The sequence below is a fragment of the Streptomyces sp. NPDC107562 genome (assembly GCF_055657325.1).
Genome location: NZ_JBVKBE010000003.1, coordinates 522140 through 547082 on the forward strand (window position 1 = coordinate 522140; position 24943 = coordinate 547082).

Sequence of the window (24943 nt, forward strand, 5' to 3'; positions counted from 1 at the left end):
GCGCTGCCTCGTGCCGGGATGCGCGACGCGCTCACGGGTGCGGCGGCATGGCCGGACCGGCGGTGTGGCCGGGGTGCCCGACCGTTCGGCGGGTCTCCTTCATCTCCGCCTCGTACAGGTGGTCGCGGCCCTGGGCGAGTTCCCGCAGCACGGCGGTCTTCACGTCCAGGAAGGGCCGGTGGTAGCCGGCGTCGTACGCCTCGACGATCTGGAACGTCCAGTGGCCGGGGATCACGTTGCGCCCCACGATCTCCGTGCGGATCCGCTGCGCCCACTGGGGGTGCCCCGCCTCGTCCAGCAGCTCCGCCGCGCGCTCCACCTGGAGGTCCGCGGTGCCGGTGAGCTGGTGGAAGTCGTAGAGGCGGCCCCTGGCACGTTCCGTCGTCTCCCATGCCTTGGACAGCGCGCCGAGCGCCTCCACGGTCCGGTCGCTGACACCGGCGGGGCGCCGGTACCTGCTGTCGGGGGTGTCGCGGTGGTCGTCCATGAGGCCTCCTTCGGATCGCCCCGCGGACCGGCGTGCCGCCCGGCCGCTTCGCGAGGGCTCAGTGCCGGGCGCCGGTGCGGTCGTGCCGGGTCAACATCTTCTGAATCTTCTGAGCGGCGGCCAGCCGGGGCGCCCGGCGACCGCGCAGCGCGGCCCGGGCGGCGTTCGCTCCCGGCGCGCCGTGCACCCCGCCCCCGGGATGCGCGCCCGCGGAGGCGAGGAAGAGACCCGGGACGGCGGTCTCCGGGCGCCCCGTGCCGGGCACCGGGCGGAAGACGAGCTGCTGGTGGAGCGCGGTCGTACCGCCGTTGATGGCGCCGCCGACCAGATTGCCGTCGAGCGCCTGAAGCGTCGGGGGCGCCAGGATGCGCCGAGCGCGGATCAGCCCGCGAAAGCCAGGGGCCATGCGTTCGACCTGGCGCTCGACCCGGTCCGCCATGCGTTCCTGGTCCTCGGCGTCCCACCGCCCGGTGATGCCTTCGTGGCCGGCGTCGGCGCGGATGTCGTGGGGCACATGGGTGTAGGCCCACGCGGACTCGGTGCCGCGCGGGGAGCGGGCCGGATCCGCCGTGGTCATCTGGCCGAACAGCAGGAAGGGCCGGTCCGGTACCTGGCGCATGGCGATCTGGGCGGCGAACCGGGTGAGCTCGTCCGTTCCGTCCGCCACGTGCACGGTCCCGGCCCGATGGGCGGGCTCCGCCCGCCAGGGCACCGGCCCGTCCAGCGCCCAGTCCACCTTGAAGGTGGCGAAGTCCCACTGGAAGCGCCGCAGGTCGGCGGGCACCTGCGCGGGCAGGTGCTCGGCGGCCACCAGTTCGCCGTAGAGGGCGGGCACCGAGACGTCCGCCACCACCGCTCGCTCGGCATCCACCGTGCGCCCGCCCGCGGTGCGTACGCCGACGGCCCGTCCGTCACGGACGACGATCCGCTCCACGCGTTCCCCGCAGTCCAGCAGGGCACCACGCGCGCGCAGCCGTCCGACCAGGGCGTCGGTGAGCGCGCCGGAGCCGCCGACGGGCACGGGAAAGCCGTACGTCTGGCCCAGCATCGCCATCAGCCAGCCGAACCCCCCGCTGCCCGCCGCCTCCGGGGCCAGATCGGCGTGCAGCGCGCTGCCCGCGAGCAGCAGCCGGCCGCCCTCCCCGCCGAACTCCTCCTCGCCGAGCCGGCGCACGGGCAGCACGAGCGAGCGCGCCGCGCGCAGCCCGCCGGCGGCCCGGAGCCGGAGGGCCAGCCTGGCGACGGCGCGGACGGGTGGGAACGGGGTGAACAGGGCGTTCAGCAGATCGGGCTGCAGGCGCTGCCAGAACTCGTGCAGCCGGTGCCACGCGGCCCCGTCGCCGGCCGCGAACGTGTCGAGGGACGCCGCCGTGGTGTCGAGGTTGCGGTCGAGCAGCGCGCAGGTGCCGTCGGTCAACGGGTGGGCGAGGACGCTCGGCGCGTGGCTCCACCGCAGTCCGTGCTCCTCCAGGCGCAGCCCGGCGAGCACGGGGGAGGCCGCGGCCAGCGGGTAGAAGGAGCTGAAGACGTCGCTGACGAAGGCCGGATCGACCCCCCGGTCGTGCCGGACCGCGCCTCCCGGCAGGGGCTGCTCCTCCAGGACGTGCACGCTCCACCCGGCGTCCGCGAGGAGATTGGCGGCCACCAGCCCGTTGGGCCCGGCCCCGACCACGACGGCGTCAGGCATGGTGTGCCGCCTCCTCCTTCTCGCACAGGCGGGCGAGGCGCCGGAGCATGGCGCGGTGCCGCAGCTGGATGAGCACCTCGAAGCCCGCGTTGTGCAGCAGCCCGCCCGCTCCCTGGAGCGGATGCTCGTCCACGCGGACCAGGCAGTGATCTCCCCACGGCCGCAGGTCGATGTCGATGCGCGCGGTGCCCAGCGGGCCCGCGTGCGCCTCCAGCTCCAGCTCGGAGCCCTCCTCGCAGCGGCGCACGACCGTCTCGTTGGACACCCGGAGCGGTCCGAGGGACACCTCGTAGCGGATCGCCGCGCCCGTCCGGGGCCACTGGCCGCGCACCGGCTCGGCGTCGGAGGGCCCGACCACCCACAGCGGGTACTTGTCGCCGTCGGCCAGGACGGCCCACACGGTGTCCGGAGAGGTCTTGATCAGACGATGACGAACGGCCACGTGCACCTCCACGCCCCCCGGCAGCCGGCGGCCGGGCGGGCCACCGCCGAGTGCCCTGCCCCGCAAGGCCCAACCGGCACCCACTCGCCCGCCCGCGCCCGCGGTCACGCCTGGTTACTATGCTCACGGTCCCCGGACCCCACGACATGGGGAGTCGGCCGTGGAATGTAAGGCACACATGCGACGGGATCTTCGAAAGTGCTGAGAGAGGTCACCGCGACCCGCTACGTCGAGCCGCTGCGCTCCGGCGGCTCCGTCCCCGGCCTCGTCGAGGCCGACGATCTCGGCACCTACGTCGTGAAGTTCACCGGCTCGGCGCAGGGCCGCAAGGCGCTGGTCGCCGAGGTGGTCGTCGGCGAACTGGCCCGCGCGCTCGGGCTGCGCTTCCCCGAGCTGGTCCTCGTGCACTTCGACCCGGCGATCGCCGGGCACGAGGAGCATCAGGAGGTCCGCGACCTGCACGCGGCCAGCGGCGGGGTCAATCTCGGCATGGACCACCTGCCGGGGGCGAGGGACTTCACGCCTCAGGTCGCGCAGACGTTCCGGGTCGACCCGCTGGAGGCGGGACGGATCGTCTGGCTCGACGCCCTGACCGTGAACGTCGACCGCACGGTGCACAGCTCCAACCTCATGGTCTGGCCGACCCTGGGCGTCGCACCCCCGCGCCTGTGGCTGATCGACCACGGCGCGGCCCTCGTGTTCCACCACCGCTGGGACACCTCGGCGCCCGACAAGGCCTACGACTTCCGCCACCACGCACTCGGCCACTACGCGCCCGACGTACGCGCCGCCGACGCCGAGCTGGCGCCGCGGGTCACGGAGCGACTGCTGCGCGAGGTGCTCGCCGAGGTGCCCGACGACTGGCTGGCCGACGGCGCCGACTTCGCCACGCCCGACGCGGCCCGGGACGCCTACGTGGCGTACCTGCACGCGCGCGTACGTGCCTCCGGATCCTGGCTGCCCACGGACTTCCCCACCCGCGAGGAGATCGCCGCCGAGGAGGCCGTGCGCGCGGCGAGGACACAGCAGGGGCGGCCGAAATGGCTCAAGCAGGTCCCCGACCTGCACGGCAAACCGCCCGCGGAACAGGATTGGTCGGTGCACCTCGGATGAGCGGCCGGGTCGAGATCGAGTACTGCACCCGGTGCGGATGGCTGCCGCGCGCGGCCTGGCTGGCGCAGGAACTGCTCACCACCTTCGAGGCGGAGCTGTCCGAACTGGCGCTGAAGCCGGGCAAGGGCGGCGTCTTCGTCGTCCGCGTGGACGGCGAGGCGGTCTGGGACCGCCGTGAGCAGGGCTTCCCCGAGCCGACGGCGGTCAAGCGCGCCGTACGCGACCGAGTGGCCCCGGGCAGGTCCCTGGGCCACTCGGACACGGCGCGGGAGTAGGTCAGCCCTTGAGCCGCTCGTAGGCGGGCAGCGTCAGGAAGTCCGCGTAGTCGTCGTCCAGGGAGACCTCCAGGAGCAGGTCGTGGGCCTGCTGCCAGTGGCCGGCCGCGAAGGCCTCCTCGCCGAGCTCGGCGCGGATGTTCGCCAGTTCCTCGGCGGCGATCTTGCGGGCCAGCTCGGGCGTGGCCCGCTCGCCGTTCTCGAACACGACGCCCGCGTTGATCCACTGCCAGATCTGGGAGCGGGAGATCTCGGCGGTGGCCGCGTCCTCCATGAGGTTGAAGATGGCGACCGCGCCGAGCCCGCGCAGCCATGCCTCGATGTAGCGGATGCCGACCTGGACGGCGTTCACCAGGCCCGGATACGTCGGCCTGGCGTCCAGGGAGTCGATCGCGATGAGGTCGGCGGCCTCGACGTGGACGTCCTCGCGCAGCCGGTCCTTCTGGTTCGGCCGGTCGCCGAGGACCTTGTCGAAGGACTCCATGGCGATCGGGACCAGGTCGGGGTGGGCCACCCAGGAGCCGTCGAAGCCGTCGCCGGCCTCACGGTCCTTGTCGGCGCGCACCTTCTCGAAGGCGACCTTGTTGACCTCGGCGTCCCGGCGGGAGGGGATGAACGCGGCCATGCCGCCGATCGCGTGCGCCCCGCGCTTGTGGCAGGTACGCACGAGGAGCTCGGTGTACGCGCGCATGAACGGGGCGGTCATCGTCACCGCGTTGCGGTCCGGCAGCACGAACTTGGCGCCGCCGTCGCGGAAGTTCTTGACGATGGAGAAGAGGTAGTCCCAGCGGCCGGCGTTCAGTCCGGAGGCGTGGTCACGGAGCTCGTAGAGGATCTCCTCCATCTCGTACGCGGCCGTGATCGTCTCGATCAGGACGGTGGCGCGCACGGTGCCCTGCGGGATGCCGACGTAGTCCTGCGCGAAGACGAACACCTCGTTCCACAGCCGGGCCTCCAGGTACGACTCGGTCTTCGGCAGGTAGAAGTACGGGCCCTTGCCGAGGTCGAGCAGACGCTGGGCGTTGTGGAAGAAGTACAGGCCGAAGTCGACCAGGGCGCCGGGCACCGCGGTCCCGTCGGCGTCGGTCAGATGGCGCTCGTTCAGGTGCCAGCCGCGCGGGCGCATGACGACGGTCGCCAGCGCCTCCTCGGCCCCCAGCGCGTACGACTTCCCGGAGCGGTCGTCCGTGAAGTCGATCTTCCGGGAGTAGGCGTCGATCAAATTGACCTGGCCGAGGACGACGTTCTCCCAGGTGGGGGCGGAGGCGTCCTCGAAGTCCGCGAGCCAGACCCGCGCGCCCGAGTTCAGGGCGTTGATGGTCATCTTGCGGTCGGTGGGACCGGTGATCTCTACCCGGCGGTCGTTCAGCGCGGCCGGGGCGGGCGCGACGCGCCAGGTGGGGTCCTCACGGATCTGTGCGGTCTCCGGGAGGAAGTCGAGCGTGGAGGTGCGGGCGATCTCGGCGCGGCGCTCGGCGCGGCGGGCGAGGAGTTCGTCACGCCGGGGCGTGAACCGGCGGTGCAGCTCGGCCACGAAGGCGAGCGCCGCGTCGGTGAGGACCTCCTCCTGCCGGGGCAGGGGCTCGGCGTCGACGATGGCCAGCGGAGACGGCGCTGGTACGGACATGAGCTGTCACTTCCTTCAGCGGTGGCACCGGGTGCCAGAGGGCACTCGTCGGTGATATCGCACCCGCTGTGCGGTCGGGTGCCTCTGGTCAGTGGATATTAGTTTTCTCATCGTGGAAGTTCAATGGTTTGTTGATGTCGAGATTCTCCGGGTCGAGGGAAGGTGGCGCTGAGTGCCACCCCGTTCACTCAAGGTGGCTCAGGTCGGCCGCCGTGTCGATGTCGTAGGGCCGCGCCACGTCCCCGCACTCCACGAGCCGGATCCCTGCGGCGTGTTCCTTCAGGTAGGCACGCGCGCCCCGGTCGCCGGTCGCGGTCGCCGCGACGCCCGCCCAGTGAGCGGCCCCGAACAGCACGGGATGGCCGCGTACACCGTCGTAGGCGGCCGAAACCAGTGCCGACTCGTCCGTGTAGCCGTTCAGTACGCGGGCCACCGCCTCCGGCCCGATCCCCGGCTGGTCGACGAGCGACACCAGTGCGGCCCGCGCGCCCGTTCCGGTGAGCGAGTCCAGTCCGGCGCGCAGCGAGGAACCCATGCCCTGCTCCCACTGCGGGTTGTCCACCAGCACGCAGCCGGACAGGTCCGCCCGCTCTCGTACGGCGTCGGCGCGCGCCCCCAGGACCACGTGCACCCGCGTGCACCCGGCCGTGCGCAGCACCGCCACCGCGTGTTCCACCAGGGGGCGGCCCCGGTGTGCGAGCAGTGCCTTGGGCCGGCCGCCGAGCCGGCGTCCGCCACCGGCGGCGAGCAGCAGGGCGGCGACCGGGGGCTCGTTCTGATCCGTCATGGTTCCTGCTTACCGGACGGCGCGCCGGCGGGACGCTCCCCAGGGGCTGAATTTCGGTCCGCGTGGTGGCGGATCCGCACCCGGTGGCGTTAACTGACCCGCGTCCCCGGCGCACGACCGGCGCCACGGGGCGCACGGGGGAGCAGGGCGGGCAGTGCACCACGGGGTGTCAGGGGGGAGAGCTGTGTTGCGGAGCTTGGGGCAGAGGCCAGTGACCGGCAGCGACGAGGACCCGAGAGTGGCGGGACTGCGGACCGCCGTGTCCCGGCTGCGCCGTGAACTCGCCACGCTCCCCGTGGAGTTCCCCGACCGGGCCGTGGCCGAGGACGAACTGGCGGCCCTCGCCGCGATGACCGTCGACGGCAGGCCCGAGATCCCGCGCCTGCGCCGCTCCCTGCTGCTGATCGCCGGCGCGATCGGATCGGTGAGCGCGCTGTCGCGCGGACTGTCGGAGGTGCGCGCCGCGGTGGACCTCTTCGGCGAGCCACCCCGCAACCCCTAAGACCGGGGACCGGCGCACGGACCCCGGCTCGTCAGGTGGGGTTCTGGCTGGCCAGCGCCTCGGACAGTTCGACGGCGATCTGCTGGAGCACCGGCACGATCCGCTCCGTGGCCGCCTCCGTCACCCGGCCCGCCGGTCCCGAGATGGAGATCGCGGCGGCGGTGGGGGAGTCGGGCACCGAGACCGCCAGGCAGCGGACGCCGATCTCCTGTTCGTTGTCGTCGACGGCGTAGCCGATCCGGCGGACGTCGTCGAGCGCCGCGAGGAAGCCGTCCGGAGTGGTGATCGTCTTCTCCGTCGCGGCGGGCATACCGGTGCGCAGCAGCAGGGAGCGCACCTCCTCGTCGGGGAAGCCGGCGAGCAGTGCCTTGCCCACGCCCGTGGAGTGCGGCAGGACGCGCCGGCCCACCTCCGTGAACATGCGCATCGAGTGCTTCGACGGCACCTGGGCCACGTAGACGATCTCGTCCCCGTCCAGCAGCGCCATGTTGGCCGTCTCGCCGGTCTCCTCGACCAGCCGGGCCAGGTAGGGGCGCGCCCACGTGCCGAGCAGGCGGGAGGCGGACTCGCCGAGCCGGATCAACCGCGGGCCGAGCGCGTAGCGCCTGTTGGACTGCTGGCGGACGTACCCGCAGGCGACCAGGGTGCGCATCAGCCGGTGGATGGTCGGCAGCGGCAGCCCGCTGCTCGCCGACAACTCGCTCAGGCCGACCTCGCCACCCGCGTCGGCCATCCGCTCCAGCAGGTCGAAGGCGCGCTCGAGGGACTGGACGCCACCGCCGTTGGCCGGCTTGGTGGTGCCGACTGCTGCGGGGGCGTCGCTGGCGCTGGACGTCGGCACGGCGTTCCTTTCGGGGCGGGCAGGAGGGCAGAAGCCTACCCGGCGGCCTGGTCGCTGCCCGCTTGTGCGTAGCTACGTTCTGCCTGTTGGAAGTGTAATTCCGCTTTGTGGAAACGTCTAGAGTGCGTCCCCGAGGTGCACTGTGGAGAAGTGTGCCTCTTGACGGTGCGCGGGCGGGAGGCAACACTCCTTCAACAGAACGTTGAATTCCGTGGTGCGGAAGTACGGAGAGGAGTCCGGGTGTCCGACGCTGAACTGGTGCTGCGCTCGACGCGCGTCATCACGCCCGAGGGGACGCGCCCCGCGTCCGTCGCGGTCGCCGACGGCAGGATCACCGCCGTGCTGCCCCACGGCGCCCCGGTGGCGGCCGCCCGGGTGGAGGACCTCGGCGACGACGTCCTGCTGCCCGGCCTGGTCGACACCCACGTGCACGTCAACGACCCCGGCCGCACCGAGTGGGAGGGCTTCTGGACCGCCACGCGCGCCGCGGCGGCCGGCGGCATCACCACCCTCGTCGACATGCCGCTCAATTCCCTGCCGCCGACCACCACGGTCGACCACCTCCTCACCAAGCAGGAGGTGGCCCGCTCCAAGGCACACATCGACGTCGGGTTCTGGGGTGGCGCGCTGCCGGCCAACCTCAAGGACCTGCGCCCGCTGCACGACGCCGGGGTCTTCGGCTTCAAGGCGTTCCTGTCACCGTCCGGCGTGGACGAGTTCCCGCACCTCGACCAGGAGCAGCTGGCCCGGTCCATGGCCGAGATCGCCGGATTCGGCGGACTGCTCGTCGTGCACGCCGAGGACCCGCACCACCTCGCCGCTGCCCCCCAGCAGGGCGGCCCCCGGTACGCCCACTTCCTCGCCAGCCGACCGCGCGACGCCGAGGACACCGCGATCGCGAACCTGGTCGCACAGGCCGGACGACTCGACGCGCGCGTGCACGTGCTGCACCTGTCCTCCAGCGACGCGCTGCCGCTGATCGCCGCCGCCCGCGCCGAGGGGGTGCGCGTCACCGTCGAGACGTGCCCGCACTACCTCACCCTGACCGCCGAGGAAGTCCCGGACGGCGCCAGCGAGTTCAAGTGCTGCCCGCCCATCCGGGAGGCCGCCAACCAGGACCTGCTGTGGCAGGCGCTGGCCGACGGCACGATCGACTGCGTGGTCACCGACCACTCCCCGTCGACCGCCGACCTCAAGACGGACGACTTCGCCACCGCCTGGGGCGGCATATCCGGCCTCCAGCTCAGCCTGCCCGCCGTCTGGACGGAGGCCCGCAGGCGCGACCACACCCTGGAGGACGTCGTCCGCTGGATGTCCACCCGGACGGCGGACCTCGTAGGGCTGGCCCACAAGGGCGCCATCGAAGCCGGCCGGGACGCCGACTTCGCCGTCCTCGCGCCCGACGAGACCTTCACCGTGGACCCGAACGCCCTCCAGCACCGCAACCGCGTCACGGCCTACGCCGGGCGCACCCTCAGCGGCGTCGTGAAGTCGACCTGGCTGCGCGGCGAACGCATCGTGGCGGACGGCGAGTTCACCGAACCGAAGGGGCGACTGCTCACTCGCACCCCCTGATTCCCGACGTCTGAAAGGCAGACCTGATCACCGTGACGGCGCAGCATCCCACTTCCCCGGCCGGCTTCACCGGCGACGCGAGCCCCTACGGAGGCGGCGACCCGTACGCGGACTACCGCACCGCCGACTTCGCGTTCACCCGGTACGCCGACCTGGCCGACCGCAGGCTCGGCGCCGGTGTCGTCGCCGCCAACGACGAGTTCTTCGCCCAGCGCGAGAACCTGCTGGTGCCCGAGCGCGCCGAGTTCGACCCCGAGCACTTCGGGCACAAGGGCAAGATCATGGACGGCTGGGAGACGCGCCGCCGCCGGGGCGCCTCGGCCGGGCACCCGTGGCCCACCGAGGAGGACCACGACTGGGCGCTCGTCCGCCTCGGCGCGCCCGGCGTGATCCGCGGGATCGTCGTCGACACCGCCCACTTCCGGGGCAACTACCCGCAGTCCGTCTCCGTCGAGGGCGCCTCGGTCGCGGGTTCCCCCTCGCCCGAGGAACTGCTCTCCGACGACGTCAAGTGGATGCCCCTGGTGCCGCGCACGCCGGTCGGCGGCCACGCGGCGAACGGCTTCGCCGTCTCGGCCGAGCAGCGCTTCACGCACCTGCGCGTCAACCAGCACCCCGACGGCGGCATCGCGCGCCTGCGCGTGTACGGCGAAGTGGCCCCGGACCCCGCGTGGCTGTCGGCGCTGGGCACCTTCGACGTGGTCGCCCTGGAGAACGGCGGCCAGGTCGAGGACGCCTCCGACCGCTTCTACTCCCCGGCGACCAACACCGTCCAGCCGGGCCGCTCGCGCAAGATGGACGACGGCTGGGAGACCCGCCGACGCCGCGACCAGGGCAACGACTGGATCCGGTACCGGCTGGTGGAGCGGTCCCGCATCCGGGCGATCGAGATCGACACCGCGTACCTGAAGGGCAACAGCGCGGGCTGGGCGTCGGTGTCCGTACGGGACGGCGAGGACGGCGCCTGGACCGAGGTCCTGCCCCGTACCCGTCTCCAGCCCGACACCAACCACCGCTTCGTGCTGCCGGCCGCCGCGGTCGGCACCCACGCGCGCGTGGACATCTTCCCCGACGGCGGCATCTCCCGCCTGCGCCTGTTCGGCTCCCTCACGGAGGAGGGCGCGACCCGTCTGGCGGCCCGCCACCAGGAACTGGGCGGCTGATACCGGTGGCGGGTCGGGCGCCGGTCGCCCCATGACTCGCGGGGCGCGCCGGCCGGACAGCGCCGGTGCGGCCCGCGGGGCCTTTGGGCCGTCGGGTTCGTCGGGCCCCGCGTCCGGCTCAGGCCGCGTGGCCGCCGTCGACCGCGAACTCGGCGCCGGTGACGTAGGCCGCGCCGGCGAGATGGGCGGCTGATACCGGTAGTGGGTGGGGCGCCGGTCGCCCCACGACTCGCGGGGCGCCGGCCGGACAGCGCCGGTGCGGCCCGCGGGGCCCTCGGGCCGTCGGGCCCCGCGTCCGGCTCAGGCCGCGTGGCCGCCGTCGACCGCGAACTCGGCGCCGGTGACGTAGGCCGCGCCGGCGAGGTGGGCGACCGTGGACGCGACCTCCTCGGCCGTCCCGAAGCGGCCGAGCGCCGTCAGGGCCGCCTGACCCGCGGCGTAGGGACCGTCGGCCGGGTTCATGTCGGTGTCGATCGGACCGGGGTGCACGAGGTTCGCGGTGATCCCACGGCCGCCCAGCTCCCTGGCCAGCGCCTTGGTGAGCCCCGTGAGCGCCGCCTTGCTGGTCGCGTAGAGCGTGCCGCCGGGCCCCGGCACCCGCTGGGCCATGCAACTGCCGACGATGACGATCCGGCCGCCGTCCGGCATCAGCGCGGCGGCCGCCTGCGAGGCCAGGAAGACGGCCCGCACGTTCACCGCGAGCACCCGGTCCACGTCGGTGAGCGAGAGGCTGTCCAGCGGTCCGAGCACCCCGATGCCCGCGTTGTTCACCAGCACGTCGAGCCCGCCGAGCGCCGCCGCCGCCCGCTCCACGGCCCCCGCCGCCTCGTCCGCGTCCGCGGAGTCCGCCCGCAGGGCCAAGCCCCGCCGCCCCAGTGCCTCGACGGCCCGTACGACGTCCTCGGCCGCGTCCTTGCCGTTCACGTACGTCACCGCCACGTCGGCGCCCTCGCGTGCCAGGCGCACGGCCGTCGCCGCGCCGATCCCCCGGCTGCCGCCGGTCACCAGGGCCTTCCTGCCGTCGAGGGGGGTCCGGTGCGCCATGGCCCGAGCCGCCTCGGATGTCTGCGTAGCTGAAGAAGTCATGCGTCCATTCCAGCGACGGCCCCACGCGTGTGCTGGCGGCGAACGGACACCGAGGTGGCGCGCCCGGAACTCCAGGCTTCACCTCCCGCGTTCTCCTCACGTGACACTTCAGCAAGAGATCGTCGGCAACGCCATGCAGATGGCGGTCGTCACCCTGCACCCGGGCCAGACCGTCTACTGCGAGGCGGGCAAGTTCCTGTTCAAGACGCCCGGCGTGACGATGGAGACCCGGTTGTCCGGCCCGTCGGGCGGCGGCGCGCCGGGCGGCACGGGAGCGTCCGGCGCCGCGGCGGCCGGCATGGGCGGTCTGCTGCGCCAGGCCATGGGCACCGCCATGCAGGTCGGCCAGCGGGCACTGGCGGGCGAGTCGCTGGCCTTCCAGTACTTCACGGCGCAGGGCGCACAGGGCACCGTGGGCTTCGCGGGCGTCCTGCCCGGCGAGATGCGCGCGCTGGAGCTCGACGGCACGCGCGCGTGGTTCGCGGAGAAGGACGCGTTCGTGGCCGCAGAGTCCACCGTCGAGTTCGGCATCGCCTTCCAGGGCGGCCGGACGGGCACGAAGGGCGGCGAGGGCTTCGTCCTGGAGAAGTTCACCGGCAGGGGCACGGTGATCATCGCCGGCGCGGGCAACTTCATCGACCTCGACCCCGCCGACTTCGGCGGCCGCATCGAGGTCGACACGGGATGCGTGGTGGCCTTCGAGGAGGGCATCCGCTACGGCGTCCAGCGCGTCGGCGGCCTCGACCGCCAGGGCCTGATGAACGCCGTGTTCGGCGGCGAGGGCCTGTCCCTGGCCACCCTGGAGGGCCGCGGCCGCGTCATCCTCCAGTCCATGACCATCGAAGGCCTGGCGAACGCCCTGAAGAAGGCCCAGGGCGGCGACAAGCAGGGCCCGACGGGGGGACTGTTCTCCAGCCATGCCGGGTGAGGTCCGCACCGGCTTCGTCGAAACCCCGGGGGTGCGTCGCGCCAACGCCACGAAACGTCACAGGACTTGACGGCAAACTCCACAGACTTGACATTGACATGCCAGCATCTACGCGCGTCATCATGGATCCATGAGATTCCCCCCACGCAACCTCACCCGCCTCGGTGCCGCGACCGCGCTGCTGTCGGCACTCCTCGTCGGCGGCGCCGTCTCCGCCGCCCCCGCGGGCGCGACCGCCGCGGCGGTCGGCAGCATCTGCTACGGCGACCTGCCCTCGCAGGCGCACACGACGCTGGACCTCATCGAACAGGGCGGCCCCTTCCCCTACCCGCAGGACGGGACGACCTTCCAGAACCGGGAAGGCATCCTGCCCGGCCGGTCGACCGGCTACTACCACGAGTACACGGTCGAGACCCCCGGCAGTGACACCCGCGGCGCCCGCCGCATCGTCACCGGCGAGGAGCACCAGGAGGACTACTACACGGCCGACCACTACGCGTCGTTCGACCTGGTCGACCACGGCTGCTGAACGGTCGCCGCGACGGCCGGCCGAGCGCGCCGCCGCCCGGTTCGGGCCGGCGGATCCGCCCGGTTCGGCCCGGGCGGATCGGCCCGGTTCGGTCCGGCGGCTCAGCCCGGTTCCGTCCGGCGGCTCAGCCGGGCTTGCGGCTCTCGGCCGCGGCGAACAGGGCGAATGCCAGCACGACGAGGGCTACGCTCGCGTAGATCTCGAATCCGTCGAGGAAACCGACCCGCTGCACGAGCCCGATGTGCCAGTCGGTGAACTCGTGCACCAGGCCCATGGCGCCCTGCACGAGCGCGATGAACCCGAGGAACTCCAGGAGCTGCTTCATGCCCCTGACTCTCGCCCCGCGGACCCCCCACGGACAACGGCCGCGGGGCGAGACCCGGCCCACCGAAGTCGCCGATCCCCACCCGGCCGGCGCGCCGAAAGTAGCGGACGCCGCGACTTTGGTCGCCGATCCCGCGCGCGGGGAGGTGGCCCGGCCGGGCCCTGCGTAGATTTGTCGACCGTGAAAGGTGACAGGACGGCGCAGGCGGCGTCGGCGTTCGAGGGGCGCCGGTGGCTGTTCCCGTCCGCCCTGATCCACGCGCTCGACCCGGACGGCGAAGGGGACGCACGGCGGCCCCGGCGCACCGCGCGCGACTGGCTCGTCGACTTCTCGTGCTTCTTCGTGGCCATCCTGGTCGGCCTGCTGGCCGCGGACTCCATGACCCCGGAGAACACCCCGCCCACGCTCCTGGTCCTCGACCAGTGGCTCGGCGGTCTGTCCTGCGCCGCGGTGTGGCTGCGCCGCCGCTGGCCCGTGGGGCTCGCGATCGCGATGATCCCGATCGGATTCCTCTCCAACACGGCGGGCGGCGCCGGCATGGTCGCCTTCTTCACCCTCGCCGTGCACCGTCCCTTCCGGTACGTCGCCTGGATCGGCGGCGTCTCCGCCGCGCTGATCCCGCTCTTCTTCTGGCTGCGCCCCGAACCCGAGCTGCCCTACCTGGTGGCCGTCGCGTTCACCGCGCTGCTCAGCGGCTGCGTCATCGGCTGGGGCATGCTCGTGCGCTCCAAACGGCAGCTGATGTTCAGCCTGCGCGACCGCGCCCGGCGGGCCGAGACGGAGGCCGTGCTGCGCGCCGAACAGGCCCAGCGGCTCGCGCGCGAGGCGATCGCCCGGGAGATGCACGACGTGCTCGCCCACCGGCTGACGCTGCTCAGCGTGCACGCCGGAGCCCTGGAGTTCCGGCCGGACGCGCCCCGCGAGGAGGTCGCGCGGGCCGCCGGTGTCATCCGGGAGAGCGCCCACGAGGCACTGCAGGACCTGCGCGAGATCATCGGCGTCCTGCGGGCCGGCGACGCCGACGAGGGCGGCCGGCCGCAGCCGACCCTCGCGGCACTCGACGCGCTGGTCGCCCAGTCCTGCGAGGCCGGCACCAAGGTGACCCTCGACCTGCGGGTCACCGACCCGGGCGCGGTCCCGGCGTCGGTCGGCCGCACCGCCTACCGGATCGTCCAGGAGGGCCTGACCAACGCCCGCAAGCACGCCCCCGGCACCGCCGTCACCGTGTCCGTCTCCGGCGGGCCCGGCGAGGGCCTCACCGTCCACGTCCACAACCCCGCCCCCGAGGGCGACGTACCGCACGTCCCGGGCTCCGGGCAGGGCCTGATCGGGCTGACCGAGCGCGCCACGCTGGCCGGGGGACGGCTGGAGCACGGCGAACGGGCCGACGGGGGCTTCGAGGTCCGGGCCTGGCTGCCGTGGGCGACACCCGGCCGGTGAGCGAACCCGTATCCTCCCATCTCGCCGCCGCTGTACGGCGGTTGGACGAAGTGGGGGACGGCCGCGGGCCCGCCGGCGGCCCGACCGGGCGGGCGAAGCGGCGGCACAACCGTGATTACGTGAGGGCCATGACTGCGATCAGAGTGCTTCTCGTCGACGACGACCCGCTGGTGCGGGCCGGACTGTCCTTCATGATGGGCGGCGCCGACGACATCAGGATCGTCGGCGAGGCCGCCGACGGCGGCGAGGTCGAGGCGCTCGTCGACCGCACCCGGCCGGACGTCGTCCTGATGGACATCCGGATGCCCGCGGTCGACGGCCTCACCGCCACCGAGCGGCTGCGCGCCCGCCCGGACGCCCCGCAGGTCGTGGTCCTGACCACCTTCCACGCCGACGAACAGGTGCTGCGGGCGCTGCGCGCGGGCGCCGCCGGATTCGTCCTCAAGGACACCCCGCCGGCCGAGATCCTCGACGCGGTACGCCGGGTCGCCGCCGGTGATCCGGTGCTGTCTCCGACCGTCACCCGGCAGCTGATGGAGCACGCCGTCGGCACCGCCGCGGACACCCGGCGGGCCCGCGCGCGGGAGCGCATGACGGGCCTCAACGACCGGGAACGCGAGGTCGCCGTCGCGGTCGGCCGGGGACTCGCCAACGCGGAGATCGCGACGGAGCTGTTCATGAGCGTGGCGACCGTCAAGACCCACGTCTCCCGCGTCCTCGCCAAGCTCGACCTCAACAACCGCGTCCAGATCGCCCTGCTGGCCTACGACGCGGGACTGCTCGACGAGGACGGGTAGCGAGCGGCCGGCCTGACCACCCGTTCGGCGGGGGCGGCACGGGTGCGCGGCGGGGAAACCACTGGTGGCCACCGTCCCGTCGCCCCGCCAGAGACGAGCCCAGTTTCCGATGCCCCGTCCCGCTCCCGCTCCAGCCGCTCCCTTCCCCGCCGCCCCGCCTCCCACCCTCCCCCCGCCCCCGCCCGCGCCCGCGCAGGAACTGTCCCTCGACGCCCGCCTGGCGCTGGTCGACGCGGCGATGACCGTACGGCTGGACGAGGCGGCCGTCGCCCACGAGGTCCGCACCGCGTACCTCCGCACCGGGCCCGCCGAGCCGGCCGACGTCGTCACCGTCCCGTTCGACACGGTCCCGACGGGCACCGCGCCCTCGGGGACCGCCCCGTACGTCACCCCGCCCGGCCCCGCCCCGGCGGACCCGTACCCGACGCCGGTGGCCGCGTTGCTGCAGCGCGCTCATCACCGGCTGCTCTCGGACGGCTGGTGCAGCGGCGCCCTGGCCGACGGTGAAGGCGCCCACTGCATGCAGGGAGCCGTCCGCGCCGAGGCCCGAGGCGACCGGGACCTGGAGAGCAGCGCTCTCGCCGTGCTGCTGGAAGCCGTCCGGCGCGGCTTCGGCGACCACGTCGACTCCGTGCCCGGCTTCAACGACGCCTTCGGCTCCGGCCGCGAACCGATCCGCATGGTGGGGCGGGCGGCCGGTCTCGCCGACGCCCGCGGCCTGTAGGCCGCCGCAGGTCCGCAGTCGGCCGCAGGGGAAGGGCGGCCGCAGGGGAAGGTCGGCCGGGCACTCGCCGCGGGTGCCGTGCGTTCTCGTGGTGACGGAAGGGGTGCCACATGGCGCACGTGGTCGACCTGGGGGAGTTCGGCGCGGAGTTCCTGACGGACCCGCATCCCGTGTACGCGCGGCTGCGGGCCCGAGGGCCGGTGCACAGGGTGCGCCTGCCGCGGCCGGAGTCCCACCGTGAGGCCTGGCTGGTGGTGGGCTACGACGAGGCGCGCGCCGCGCTCGCCGACCCACGGCTGGCCAAGGACACCACCGAACTCGGGGTGAGGTTCCTCGACGAGGAGCTGATCGGGAAGCATCTGCTCGCCGCCGACCCGCCCCAGCACTCGCGGCTGCGCGGCCTGGTCACGCGCGCGTTCACGGCCCGCCGGGTGGAGGCCCTGCGCCCCAGGGTCCAGCAGATCGCCGACGAACTGCTGGACGCGATGCTCCCGCTGGGCCGCGCCGACCTGGTGGACGCGTTCTCGTACCCGCTCCCGATCACGGTCATCTGCGAATTGCTCGGGGTGCCCGAGCTGGACCGCGCCGCGTTCCGGGCGATGTCGACGGAGGTGGTCGCGCCCACCGACGGCGACCGCGAGTACGAGGCCGTGCGGCGTCTCGGGGAGTACCTCACCGAGCTGATCGAGGACAAGCGCTGCGCCGGACCCGCCGACGACCTGCTCAGCGACCTGATCCGCACCACCGCCGAGGACGGCGACCGGCTCTCCCCGACGGAACTGCGCGGTATGGCGTACCTCCTGCTCGTCGCCGGGCACGAGACCACCGTCAACCTCCTGACCAACGGCGTGTACGCCCTGCTCACGCACCCCGCCCAGCTCGCCGCCCTGCGTGCCGACATGAGCCTGCTCGACGGCGCGATCGAGGAGATGCTGCGCTACGAAGGGCCGGTCGAGACAGCGACGTACCGTTTCGCCGCCGAGCCCATGGAGATCGCGGGCACGACCGTCCAGCGGGGCGAGGCGGTGCTGATCGGCCTCACCGCGGCGGGCCGTGACGACGCCCGCTTCTCGGACCCGCACCGCTTCGACATCCACCGCGCCCCCCGCACCCACCTCGCCTTCGGGCACGGCATCCACTACTGCCTGGGCGCTCCCCTCGCCCGCCTGGAGGCCCGCACGGCGCTCGGCGCCCTGCTCCGGCACGCTCCCCGCCTCGCCCTGGACGGGCCGCCCGGCCCCCACCTCCCGGGCATGTTGATGCGCGGCATGCGAACCCTTCCGGTGCGCTGGTGACGCCCTCGCGCCGGTGACGCCGGGCCCCGGCGGTCGAGCGCCGCGCGCCGTCGGCGGGTACCGGGCCCCCGCGGGTGAGTATCGGGGCCCCGCGGGCGAGCGCCGCGCGCTGCGGGCGAGTGCCCGGCGCCGTGGGCGGGTACCGGGCCCCCGTGGGCGAGCGCCGCGCGCTGCGGGCGAGTGCCCGGCGCCGTGGGCGAGTACCAGGCCCCGTGGGCGAGTGCCGGGCCCCGCAGGCGAGTGCCGGGCCCCGCGGGCGAGTGCCGGGCCCCGCGGGCGAGTGCCGGGCCCCGTGGGGCGAGTGCCGGGCCCCGTGGGCAAGCGCCCGGCCCCCGCGGGCGGGCGCCGCGCGCCGCGGGCGGGTACCGGGCCCCCGCGGTCGAGCGCCGGGCCCCGCGGGCGGGCGCCGCGCGCCGCGGGCGGGTACCGGGGCGCCGCGGGCAAGCGCCCGGCCCCCGCGGGCGAGCGTCGCGCCCCCCGTCTCCTACCGCAGCACCGGCTCCTGACCGCCCGCCACCTCGCCGAGCCGGACGGGTCTGTGCTCTCGGCGGGAGAGCTCGCAGGCCTCGGCCACGCGCAGCGCCTGCAACGCCTCCCGGCCGTCGCAGGGGTTGGCGCGCTCGCCCCGGACCACCTCGACGAAGGCGTTCAGCTCGGCCTCGTAGGAGGGCCCGAAGCGCTCCAGGAAGGTGGTCCACGGCTTGCTCGCGGCCGGCGGCCCGCTCGGCTCGGTGGACGCGATCGGCGTACGGTCGTCCAGCCCCACCACGATCTGGTCCAGCTCCCCGGCCAGCTCCATGCGCACGTCGTAACCGGCGCCGTTCAGCCGCGTCGCGGTCGCCGTGGCCAGGGTGCCGTCGTCGAGGGTGAGGAGCACCGCCGCCGTGTCGACGTCCCCGGCCTCGCGGAACATCGGGGGACCGGCGTCGGAGCCGGCGGCGTACACCTCCGTCACCTCGTGCCCGGTCACCCAGCGCAGCGCGTCGAAGTCGTGGATGAGGGTGTCCCGGTACAGCCCACCGGACAGGGGCAGATACGAGGCGGGCGGCGGCGTCCGGTCGGAGGTCGTCGCGCGCACGGTGTGCAGCCGGCCGAGCCGCCCGGCGCGGACGGCCTCGCGGGCTCCGAGGTAGCCCGGGTCGAAGCGCCGCTGGAACCCCATCTGCAGGACGGTCCCGGCCGTCTCGACCTCGGAGATCGCGTGCAGCGAGCCCGGCAGGTCGAGCGCGATCGGCTTCTCGCAGAACACCGGCAGCCCCGAGCGCGCCGCCCGGCCGATCAGATCGGCGTGGGCCGCGGTCGCCGTCGTGATCACCACCGCGTCCACGCCCCAGCGGAAGATCTCGTCCATGCCGGGCGCGGCGGTCTCGCCGAGCCGCTGCGCCAGCTCCTGCGCCCGCGTGGGATCCGCGTCCGTGAGGATCAGGGAGCCCACGTCACGGTGGCGGCTGAGCGTGTTCGCATGAATGGTGCCGATGCGGCCCGTCCCGATGACCCCGATGCGCATGAAGACAAAGTGGAGCCGGACCCACCGCACTGTCAATGCTTATGTCCGGACAATCGGACGACACAACTTCCCGTCAACCCGTCACGGAGCTACGCTCAGGCCCGTGCCGAAACCAGACGTGGACCCGACCGTGCAGCTCGACCTGAGCGTGGACCGCAGCTCGCCCGTCCCGCTGTACTTCCAGCTGTCCCAGCAGCTGGAGGCCGCCATCGAGCACGGCAGGCTCACGCCCGGCAGCCTGCTCGGCAACGAGATCGAGCTCGCCGCGCGGCTCGGTCTGTCCCGGCCGACGGTCCGCCAGGCCATCCAGTCCCTGGTCGACAAGGGTCTGCTGGTCCGCCGTCGGGGGGTGGGCACGCAGGTCGTGCACAGCCAGGTCAAGCGCCCGCTGGAGCTGAGCAGCCTCTACGACGACCTGGAGGCGGCCGGGCAGCGGCCCGCCACGAAGGTGCTGGTCAACACCGTCGGGCCGGCGTCCGCGGAGGCGGCGGCCGCGCTCGGCGTCGCGGAGGGCACCGACGTGCACCGCGTCGAGCGGCTGCGGCTGGCGCACGGGGAGCCGATGGCGTACCTGTGCAACTACCTGCCCGGCGGTCTGCTCGAACTGGACACCGGGCAGCTGGAGGCGACCGGCCTCTACCGGCTGATGCGCTCGGCCGGGATCACGCTGCACAGCGCCCGCCAGTCCATCGGCGCCCGGGCCGCCACCGCCGCCGAGGCCGAGCGGCTCCGCGAGAGCGAGGGCGCCCCGCTGCTGACCATGCAGCGCACGACGTTCGACGACACCGGCCGGGCGGTCGAGTACGGCACGCACACCTACCGCCCGAGCCGCTACTCCTTCGAGTTCCAGTTGCTCGTACGGCCCTGAGAAGCACCCTCACGGGGTGAGGTTCGTCTCAATGTCCGGACAATGCGACCGCCGCGGGCTCCCCGGGCGCGGACCACACCCTCCCTGTGTTTGATACTGGGGCGTTTGGGGCCGGTGGAACGACCGGCTCCGGCTACCGGAGAACACAGCAAGAAGGGCACGGCCTCGTGGCACGGTTTCGGACCGGGTTTCGCACCTGGGTAGGCATCGCGGTGGCAGGGGCGCTCTGCGCGTCCCTCGCGGGCTGCAGCAGCACGGGCGGCAAGCGCGCCGAGGACGCCCGCAAGGCCGCGGCCGCGCAGGGGAAGGCCGCGGTGAACACCCCCCGCTGGACCTTCGCCATGATCACCCACTCGGGCGACGGGGACACCTTCTGGGACATCGTCCAGAGTGGCGCCGAGCAGGCCGCGGTCAAGGACAACATCAAGTTCCTGTACTCCCACGACGACGAGGCGCAGCAGCAGGCACAGCTGGTGGACGCGGCCGTCGACAAGAAGGTCGACGGCATCATCGTCACCCTCGCCAAGCCCGACGCGATGAAGGCCGCCGTCGCCCGCGCGGTCGAGGCGGGGATCCCGGTCGTCACCGTGAACTCGGGCTCGGCGGAGTCGAAGGAGTTCGGCGCGCTCACGCACATCGGCCAGGACGAGACCGTCGCCGGCCAGGCGGTCGGCGAGGAGCTGAACCAACGCGGCCGCAAGAAGGCGCTGTGCATCCTGCACGAGCAGGGCAACGTCGGTCACGAGCAGCGCTGCGCCGGTCTGAAGGAGACCTTCGACGGCACCGTGCAGAACCTCTACGTCACCGGCACGAGCATGCCCGACGTGCAGTCCGCCATCGAGGCCAAGCTCCAGTCGGACAGTTCGGTGGACGCCGTGGTGACCCTCGGTGCCCCGTACGCCGACACCGCCGTGAAGGCCAAGCAGGTCGCGGGCAGCGACGCCGAGATCGACACCTTCGACCTGAACGCCAAGGTCGCCGCCGGCCTGAAGGACGGCACCCTCGGCTTCGCCGTCGACCAGCAGCCCTACCTCCAGGGCTACGAGGCGGTCGACCTGCTGTGGCTGTACCGGTACAACGCCGACGTGCTCGGCGGCGGCAAGCCGGTGCTCACCGGCCCGCAGATCATCACCAAGGACCAGGCGGACGCCCTCGCCGAGTACACCGAGCGGGGCACCCGATGACCGCGCTCGCTGACGAAAGGATTCTGCACAGCTCTCCGCTGCGGAAGCTGCTCAGCCGTCCGGAGCTCGGCTCGGTCGTCGGCGCCGCCGCCGTCTTCCTGTTTTTCGCCCTGGCCGCCGACAGCTTCCTGAAGGCGTCGAGCCTGAGCACGGTCCTGTACGCGTCCTCGACGATCGGCATCATGGCGGTCCCGGTCGCGCTGCTGATGATCGGCGGCGAGTTCGACCTGTCGGCGGGCGTCATGGTGACGTCGTCCGCCCTGGTCTCCTCGATGTTCAGCTTCCAGATGACGGCGAACGTCTGGGTGGGCGTCGGCGTCTCCCTGCTCGTCACCCTCGCCGTCGGCGCCTTCAACGGCTTCATGCTCACCCGCACCAAGCTGCCGAGCTTCATCATCACGCTCGGCACCTTCCTGATGCTGACCGGCATGAACCTCGGCTTCACCAAGCTCATCTCCGGCACGGTCTCCACCAAGTCCATCGCCGACATGGAGGGCTTCCCCAGCGCGCACGACGTCTTCGCCTCCACGCTGACCCTCGGCGGCGTCAACTTCAAGATCACGATCCTCTGGTGGTTCGCGCTGGTCGCCGTCGCCAGCTGGATCCTGCTGCGCACCCGCGCCGGCAACTGGATCTTCGCGGTCGGCGGCAACCAGGACGCCGCCCGCGCGGTCGGCGTCCCGGTGACCCGGACCAAGATCGGCCTCTACATGGGGGTGGCGCTCGGCGCCTGGATCTCCGGCCAGCACCTGCTGTTCTCGTACGACGTCGTCCAGTCCGGCGAGGGCGTCGGCAACGAGCTGATCTACATCATCGCGGCCGTCATCGGGGGCTGTCTGATCACCGGCGGCCACGGCAGCGCGGTCGGCTCGGCGGTCGGCGCGTTCCTGTTCGGCATGACCAGCAAGGGCATCGTCTTCGCCGAGTGGAACCCCGACTGGTTCAAGTTCTTCCTCGGAGCGATGTTGCTCCTCGCGACCCTGCTCAACGCCTGGGTCCGCAAGCGCGCGGAGGCCACCAAGTGACGCGAGCGGCACGACGTACGGCACTCGTGGAGCTGTCCGGCGTCAGCAAGCACTACGGCAACGTCCGCGCCCTCGAAGGCGTCTCCCTGGAGGTGCGCGCGGGCGAGATCACCTGCGTGCTGGGCGACAACGGCGCCGGCAAGTCCACCCTCATCAAGATCATCGCCGGACTGCACCAGCACGACGGCGGCACCCTGCGCGTCGACGGCGAGGAGACCCGCCTCGCCTCGCCCCGCGACGCCCTGGACCGTGGGATCGCGACCGTCTACCAGGACCTGGCCGTCGTCCCGCTGATGCCGGTCTGGCGCAACTTCTTCCTCGGTTCCGAGCCCCGCAAGGGCGCCGGCCCCTTCAAGCGCATGGACGTCGACCTCATGCGCCGCACCACCCACTCCGAACTCCTGCGCATGGGAATCGACCTGCGCGACGTCGACCAGCCCATCGGCACGCTCTCCGGCGGTGAGCGCCAGTGCGTGGCCATCGCCCGGGCCGTCCATTTCGGGGCCAAGGTCCTCGTCCTGGACGAACCGACGGCGGCGCTCGGTGTCAAGCAGTCCGGGGTCGTCCTGAAATATGTGGCGGCGGCACGGGACCAGGGTCTGGGTGTTGTGTTGATCACCCACAACCCGCATCACGCGTACCTCGTCGGCGACCGCTTCGTGCTGCTGAAACGCGGCACCATGGCGGGCAGCCACACCAGCGAATCGATCACGCTCGACGAGCTGACACGGCAGATGGCAGGCGGAAACGAGCTCGACGACCTCCGCCACGAACTCCGGCGCGGCTGAGGAGGCGGGGTCCGCGGGAGAGGCCGGGAACGGCCGCCGCGGCCGGCGGGAACGGCCGCGGCGGCCGGTCGACCCAGGGCCGGGGACGATCCCCTTACCGCACCCTGAGTCACGGTGAGGCAGAATCGGGCCCGATGAGCACCTACCGCGACCTCGCCTTCCCCAAGGCCCTGAGCAACGCCCGGGTGACCGGCGGCGCCCCCATCGGCTCACGGCGCGCGACAGCGCTGCGCACCGTGGGCACCCGGGAGCGCCGTTCCCACCTGACCGCACCCCGCGTGCCCACCGTCGGCATCGACATCGGCGGCACCAAGGTGATGGCGGGTGTCGTGGACGCCGACGGCAACATCCTGGAGAAGCTCCGCACGGAGACCCCGGACAAGTCCAAGAGCCCCCGGGTCGTCGAGGACACCATCGTCGAACTGGTCCTGGACCTGTCCGACCGGCACGACGTGCACGCGGTCGGCATCGGCGCCGCCGGCTGGGTCGACGCCGAGCGCAACCGCGTCCTGTTCGCCCCGCACCTGTCCTGGCGCAACGAGCCGCTGCGCGACCGCCTCGCCGGCCGCCTCTCCGTTCCCGTCCTCGTCGACAACGACGCCAACACGGCCGCCTGGGCCGAGTGGCGCTTCGGCGCCGGCCGCGGCGAGGACCACCTCGTGATGATCACGCTGGGCACCGGCATCGGCGGCGCGATCCTGGAGGACGGCCAGGTCAAGCGCGGCAAGTTCGGCGTGGCCGGCGAGTTCGGGCACATGCAGGTGGTCCCCGGCGGTCACCGCTGCCCGTGCGGCAACCGCGGCTGCTGGGAGCAGTACAGCTCCGGCAACGCGCTGGTCCGCGAGGCGCGCGAGCTGGCCGCCGCCGACTCGCCGGTGGCGTACGGGATCATCGAGCACGTCAAGGGCAGCATCGGCGACATCACCGGCCCCATCATCACCGAGCTGGCCCGCGAGGGCGACGCCATGTGCATCGAGCTGCTCCAGGACATCGGGCAGTGGCTCGGTGTCGGCATCGCCAACCTGGCCGCCGCCCTCGACCCCTCCTGCTTCGTGATCGGCGGCGGGGTCTCGGCCGCCGACGACCTGCTCATCGGCCCCGCCCGGGACGCCTTCAAGCGCCACCTCACCGGCCGCGGCTACCGCCCCGAGGCCCGCATCGTCCGCGCCCAGCTCGGCCCCGAGGCCGGCATGGTCGGCGCCGCCGACCTCGCCCGCCTGGTGGCCCGCCGCTTCCGGCGCGCCAAACGGCGCAGGGTGGAGCGCTACGAACGCTACGAGCGGTACGCCGAGGCCCGCCGCGGTCAGGACTCGCTGTGACGGGCGCGCTGCCGCAGCAGGGCGGCCCCGCCGAGGAGCGGGGGACGCCGGCCGAGGACCGCCGCCATGTGATCCGCCGCCGGGCGCTCACCCTGCTCATCATCGTGCTGCTCATCGGCATCCCCGCCGGCTACCTGGTGATCTCCGCCAACCAGAGCCGCGCCAGCGGCAAGGACAAGGAGGAGAAGTACTCGGCGCGCGGGCTGACCGTGGGCTGGCCCTCCAAGGTGCAGCGGAGGCTGTACCAGGTGCCGATACCGCATCCGGCCAACAAGGTCGCCTGGTACGAGACGAACAACTGGAAGACCAGCCGGCTGTACGTGCAGTTCCAGACCACCCACGCCGGTCTGGACGCCTTCCTCAAGCAGGTGGGCGTCGAGCGGAGCGACCTGATCAAGAGCGACATCACCATCGGCGCGCGCGACCAGCACGTCACGGGCTGGAAGTTCGCGGGCACGGGCGCCCGGCTCGGCGCGAACTGGGGGCTGGTCCACCAGCAGAAGAACCCGAGGCCCACGCAGGACATCGTGGTCAACACGGGCAACCCGACCTACCCGATGGTCTACGTCGTCTCGCGGCTGAATCCCTGATCGGCCAGATTCCCTGATCGGGCTGAACGGCCCGATTCC

The 24943-nt window shown here is 73.0% G+C and carries 26 protein-coding genes; 17 read left to right on the top strand and 9 right to left on the bottom strand.

Features of this window, described 5'->3' with window-relative positions; genetic code table 11:
* Window positions 1-31: 31 nt before the first annotated feature.
* From ACZ7LV_RS12570 to ACZ7LV_RS12580, 3 genes are read right to left on the bottom strand one after another with little or no spacing between them, the layout of a single operon-like run.
* Complete coding sequence (locus ACZ7LV_RS12570; protein WP_471938557.1) at window positions 32-487, bottom strand: hypothetical protein; 456 nt, start codon at window positions 485-487, stop codon at window positions 32-34.
* A gap of 58 nt (window positions 488-545) precedes the next feature.
* The gene (locus tag ACZ7LV_RS12575; protein WP_471938559.1) at window positions 546-2174 is read right to left on the bottom strand and encodes a phytoene desaturase family protein; all 1629 of its coding nucleotides are present in this window, start codon (window positions 2172-2174) and stop codon (window positions 546-548) included.
* Window positions 2167-2616 carry an SRPBCC family protein gene (locus tag ACZ7LV_RS12580; protein ID WP_471938561.1) on the bottom strand — a complete coding sequence of 150 codons (450 nt, stop codon included), beginning with the start codon at window positions 2614-2616 and terminating at the stop codon, window positions 2167-2169. Before ACZ7LV_RS12580 ends, ACZ7LV_RS12575 begins: the two co-directional genes overlap by 8 nt.
* Window positions 2617-2814: 198 nt before the next feature.
* Between ACZ7LV_RS12580 and ACZ7LV_RS12585 the strand changes: the two genes are divergently transcribed.
* Window positions 2815-3729, top strand: coding sequence for a HipA family kinase (locus ACZ7LV_RS12585; protein ID WP_471938563.1), 915 nt, complete (start codon window positions 2815-2817; stop codon window positions 3727-3729).
* Window positions 3726-4004, top strand: coding sequence for an Rdx family protein (locus ACZ7LV_RS12590; protein WP_471938565.1), 279 nt, complete (start codon window positions 3726-3728; stop codon window positions 4002-4004). The genes ACZ7LV_RS12585 and ACZ7LV_RS12590 overlap by 4 nt, the downstream gene beginning before the upstream one ends.
* 1 nt (window position 4005) lies before the next feature.
* Here the strand turns inward: ACZ7LV_RS12590 and aceB are convergent, their stop codons facing one another.
* On the bottom strand, window positions 4006-5631 hold the full coding sequence (gene aceB, locus ACZ7LV_RS12595) for a malate synthase A (protein WP_471938567.1): 1626 nt from the start codon (window positions 5629-5631) through the stop codon (window positions 4006-4008).
* Between the two features lie 184 nt (window positions 5632-5815).
* Window positions 5816-6418, bottom strand: a complete 603-nt coding sequence (locus ACZ7LV_RS12600; protein WP_471938569.1) for a nucleotidyltransferase family protein — start codon at window positions 6416-6418, stop codon at window positions 5816-5818.
* A 184-nt stretch (window positions 6419-6602) separates the two neighbouring features.
* On the opposite strand from ACZ7LV_RS12600, the gene ACZ7LV_RS12605 reads away from it, so the two are divergent.
* Entirely contained in the window at window positions 6603-6920 is a 318-nt protein-coding gene (locus ACZ7LV_RS12605) for a DUF5955 family protein (RefSeq protein ID WP_471938571.1), read from the top strand.
* 31 nt (window positions 6921-6951) lie between these two features.
* Here the strand turns inward: ACZ7LV_RS12605 and ACZ7LV_RS12610 are convergent, their stop codons facing one another.
* A complete protein-coding gene (locus ACZ7LV_RS12610) occupies window positions 6952-7761 on the bottom strand; it encodes an IclR family transcriptional regulator (RefSeq protein ID WP_471938573.1) in 810 nt (269 codons plus the stop codon).
* Between the two features lie 240 nt (window positions 7762-8001).
* Between ACZ7LV_RS12610 and allB the strand changes: the two genes are divergently transcribed.
* Window positions 8002-9336 carry an allantoinase AllB gene (gene allB, locus ACZ7LV_RS12615; protein ID WP_471938575.1) on the top strand — a complete coding sequence of 445 codons (1335 nt, stop codon included), beginning with the start codon at window positions 8002-8004 and terminating at the stop codon, window positions 9334-9336.
* A 32-nt stretch (window positions 9337-9368) separates the two neighbouring features.
* Window positions 9369-10499: an allantoicase gene (alc, locus tag ACZ7LV_RS12620; protein ID WP_471938577.1), complete on the top strand. Its 1131-nt coding sequence runs from the start codon at window positions 9369-9371 to the stop codon at window positions 10497-10499.
* 300 nt (window positions 10500-10799) lie between these two features.
* Here alc and ACZ7LV_RS12625 read toward each other — a convergent pair whose 3' ends face one another.
* Window positions 10800-11585: an SDR family oxidoreductase gene (locus ACZ7LV_RS12625; protein ID WP_471938579.1), complete on the bottom strand. Its 786-nt coding sequence runs from the start codon at window positions 11583-11585 to the stop codon at window positions 10800-10802.
* A gap of 100 nt (window positions 11586-11685) precedes the next feature.
* On the opposite strand from ACZ7LV_RS12625, the gene ACZ7LV_RS12630 reads away from it, so the two are divergent.
* Both ACZ7LV_RS12630 and ACZ7LV_RS12635 read left to right on the top strand, forming a co-directional pair.
* Complete coding sequence (locus ACZ7LV_RS12630) at window positions 11686-12513, top strand: AIM24 family protein (RefSeq protein ID WP_471938581.1); 828 nt, start codon at window positions 11686-11688, stop codon at window positions 12511-12513.
* A 130-nt stretch (window positions 12514-12643) separates the two neighbouring features.
* Entirely contained in the window at window positions 12644-13042 is a 399-nt protein-coding gene (locus ACZ7LV_RS12635; RefSeq protein ID WP_471938583.1) for a guanyl-specific ribonuclease, read from the top strand.
* Between the two features lie 124 nt (window positions 13043-13166).
* Here ACZ7LV_RS12635 and ACZ7LV_RS12640 read toward each other — a convergent pair whose 3' ends face one another.
* On the bottom strand, window positions 13167-13367 hold the full coding sequence (locus ACZ7LV_RS12640; protein ID WP_471938585.1) for a hypothetical protein: 201 nt from the start codon (window positions 13365-13367) through the stop codon (window positions 13167-13169).
* 171 nt (window positions 13368-13538) lie between these two features.
* On the opposite strand from ACZ7LV_RS12640, the gene ACZ7LV_RS12645 reads away from it, so the two are divergent.
* The 4 genes from ACZ7LV_RS12645 (at window position 13539) to ACZ7LV_RS12660 (ending at window position 17623) form a co-directional block, all read left to right on the top strand.
* Complete coding sequence (locus tag ACZ7LV_RS12645; RefSeq protein ID WP_471938587.1) at window positions 13539-14807, top strand: sensor histidine kinase; 1269 nt, start codon at window positions 13539-13541, stop codon at window positions 14805-14807.
* Between the two features lie 128 nt (window positions 14808-14935).
* Window positions 14936-15604 (top strand): response regulator transcription factor, encoded by a 669-nt coding sequence (locus tag ACZ7LV_RS12650; protein ID WP_471938589.1) that lies wholly within the window; start codon window positions 14936-14938, stop codon window positions 15602-15604.
* A gap of 109 nt (window positions 15605-15713) precedes the next feature.
* Entirely contained in the window at window positions 15714-16328 is a 615-nt protein-coding gene (locus ACZ7LV_RS12655; RefSeq protein WP_471938591.1) for a DUF6197 family protein, read from the top strand.
* 110 nt (window positions 16329-16438) lie between these two features.
* On the top strand, window positions 16439-17623 hold the full coding sequence (locus ACZ7LV_RS12660) for a cytochrome P450 family protein (protein ID WP_471938594.1): 1185 nt from the start codon (window positions 16439-16441) through the stop codon (window positions 17621-17623).
* Window positions 17624-18107: 484 nt separating this feature from the next.
* Here ACZ7LV_RS12660 and ACZ7LV_RS12665 read toward each other — a convergent pair whose 3' ends face one another.
* Window positions 18108-19130, bottom strand: coding sequence for a Gfo/Idh/MocA family protein (locus ACZ7LV_RS12665; protein WP_471938596.1), 1023 nt, complete (start codon window positions 19128-19130; stop codon window positions 18108-18110).
* A 130-nt stretch (window positions 19131-19260) separates the two neighbouring features.
* Here ACZ7LV_RS12665 and ACZ7LV_RS12670 point away from each other — a divergent pair, with 130 nt between their 5' ends.
* The 6 genes from ACZ7LV_RS12670 (at window position 19261) to ACZ7LV_RS12695 (ending at window position 24904) form a co-directional block, all read left to right on the top strand.
* Window positions 19261-19998 carry a GntR family transcriptional regulator gene (locus tag ACZ7LV_RS12670; protein WP_471939203.1) on the top strand — a complete coding sequence of 246 codons (738 nt, stop codon included), beginning with the start codon at window positions 19261-19263 and terminating at the stop codon, window positions 19996-19998.
* 167 nt (window positions 19999-20165) lie between these two features.
* On the top strand, window positions 20166-21182 hold the full coding sequence (locus ACZ7LV_RS12675) for a sugar ABC transporter substrate-binding protein (protein ID WP_471938598.1): 1017 nt from the start codon (window positions 20166-20168) through the stop codon (window positions 21180-21182).
* On the top strand, window positions 21179-22207 hold the full coding sequence (locus ACZ7LV_RS12680) for an ABC transporter permease (RefSeq protein ID WP_471938600.1): 1029 nt from the start codon (window positions 21179-21181) through the stop codon (window positions 22205-22207). The genes ACZ7LV_RS12675 and ACZ7LV_RS12680 overlap by 4 nt, the downstream gene beginning before the upstream one ends.
* Window positions 22204-22995, top strand: a complete 792-nt coding sequence (locus ACZ7LV_RS12685) for an ATP-binding cassette domain-containing protein (RefSeq protein WP_471938602.1) — start codon at window positions 22204-22206, stop codon at window positions 22993-22995. The genes ACZ7LV_RS12680 and ACZ7LV_RS12685 overlap by 4 nt, the downstream gene beginning before the upstream one ends.
* Window positions 22996-23129: 134 nt before the next feature.
* Entirely contained in the window at window positions 23130-24314 is a 1185-nt protein-coding gene (locus ACZ7LV_RS12690) for an ROK family glucokinase (protein WP_471938604.1), read from the top strand.
* Complete coding sequence (locus ACZ7LV_RS12695; protein WP_471938606.1) at window positions 24311-24904, top strand: sugar kinase; 594 nt, start codon at window positions 24311-24313, stop codon at window positions 24902-24904. Before ACZ7LV_RS12690 ends, ACZ7LV_RS12695 begins: the two co-directional genes overlap by 4 nt.
* The last annotated feature ends 39 nt before the right edge of the window (window positions 24905-24943 follow it).

Excerpts from the sequence above, each read along its gene's own strand:
- ACZ7LV_RS12570 (WP_471938557.1), bottom strand. The coding sequence starts at position 487 with ATGGACGACCACCGCGACACCCCCGACAGCAGGTACCGGCGCCCCGCC.
- ACZ7LV_RS12575 (WP_471938559.1), bottom strand. The coding sequence starts at position 2,174 with ATGCCTGACGCCGTCGTGGTCGGGGCCGGGCCCAACGGGCTGGTGGCC.
- ACZ7LV_RS12590 (WP_471938565.1), top strand. The coding sequence starts at position 3,726 with ATGAGCGGCCGGGTCGAGATCGAGTACTGCACCCGGTGCGGATGGCTG.
- aceB (WP_471938567.1), bottom strand. The coding sequence starts at position 5,631 with ATGTCCGTACCAGCGCCGTCTCCGCTGGCCATCGTCGACGCCGAGCCC.
- ACZ7LV_RS12600 (WP_471938569.1), bottom strand. The coding sequence starts at position 6,418 with ATGACGGATCAGAACGAGCCCCCGGTCGCCGCCCTGCTGCTCGCCGCC.
- ACZ7LV_RS12625 (WP_471938579.1), bottom strand. The coding sequence starts at position 11,585 with ATGACTTCTTCAGCTACGCAGACATCCGAGGCGGCTCGGGCCATGGCG.
- ACZ7LV_RS12635 (WP_471938583.1), top strand. The coding sequence starts at position 12,644 with ATGAGATTCCCCCCACGCAACCTCACCCGCCTCGGTGCCGCGACCGCG.
- ACZ7LV_RS12640 (WP_471938585.1), bottom strand. The coding sequence starts at position 13,367 with ATGAAGCAGCTCCTGGAGTTCCTCGGGTTCATCGCGCTCGTGCAGGGC.
- ACZ7LV_RS12650 (WP_471938589.1), top strand. The coding sequence starts at position 14,936 with ATGACTGCGATCAGAGTGCTTCTCGTCGACGACGACCCGCTGGTGCGG.
- ACZ7LV_RS12655 (WP_471938591.1), top strand. The coding sequence starts at position 15,714 with ATGCCCCGTCCCGCTCCCGCTCCAGCCGCTCCCTTCCCCGCCGCCCCG.
- ACZ7LV_RS12660 (WP_471938594.1), top strand. The coding sequence starts at position 16,439 with ATGGCGCACGTGGTCGACCTGGGGGAGTTCGGCGCGGAGTTCCTGACG.
- ACZ7LV_RS12665 (WP_471938596.1), bottom strand. The coding sequence starts at position 19,130 with ATGCGCATCGGGGTCATCGGGACGGGCCGCATCGGCACCATTCATGCG.
- ACZ7LV_RS12680 (WP_471938600.1), top strand. The coding sequence starts at position 21,179 with ATGACCGCGCTCGCTGACGAAAGGATTCTGCACAGCTCTCCGCTGCGG.
- ACZ7LV_RS12690 (WP_471938604.1), top strand. The coding sequence starts at position 23,130 with ATGAGCACCTACCGCGACCTCGCCTTCCCCAAGGCCCTGAGCAACGCC.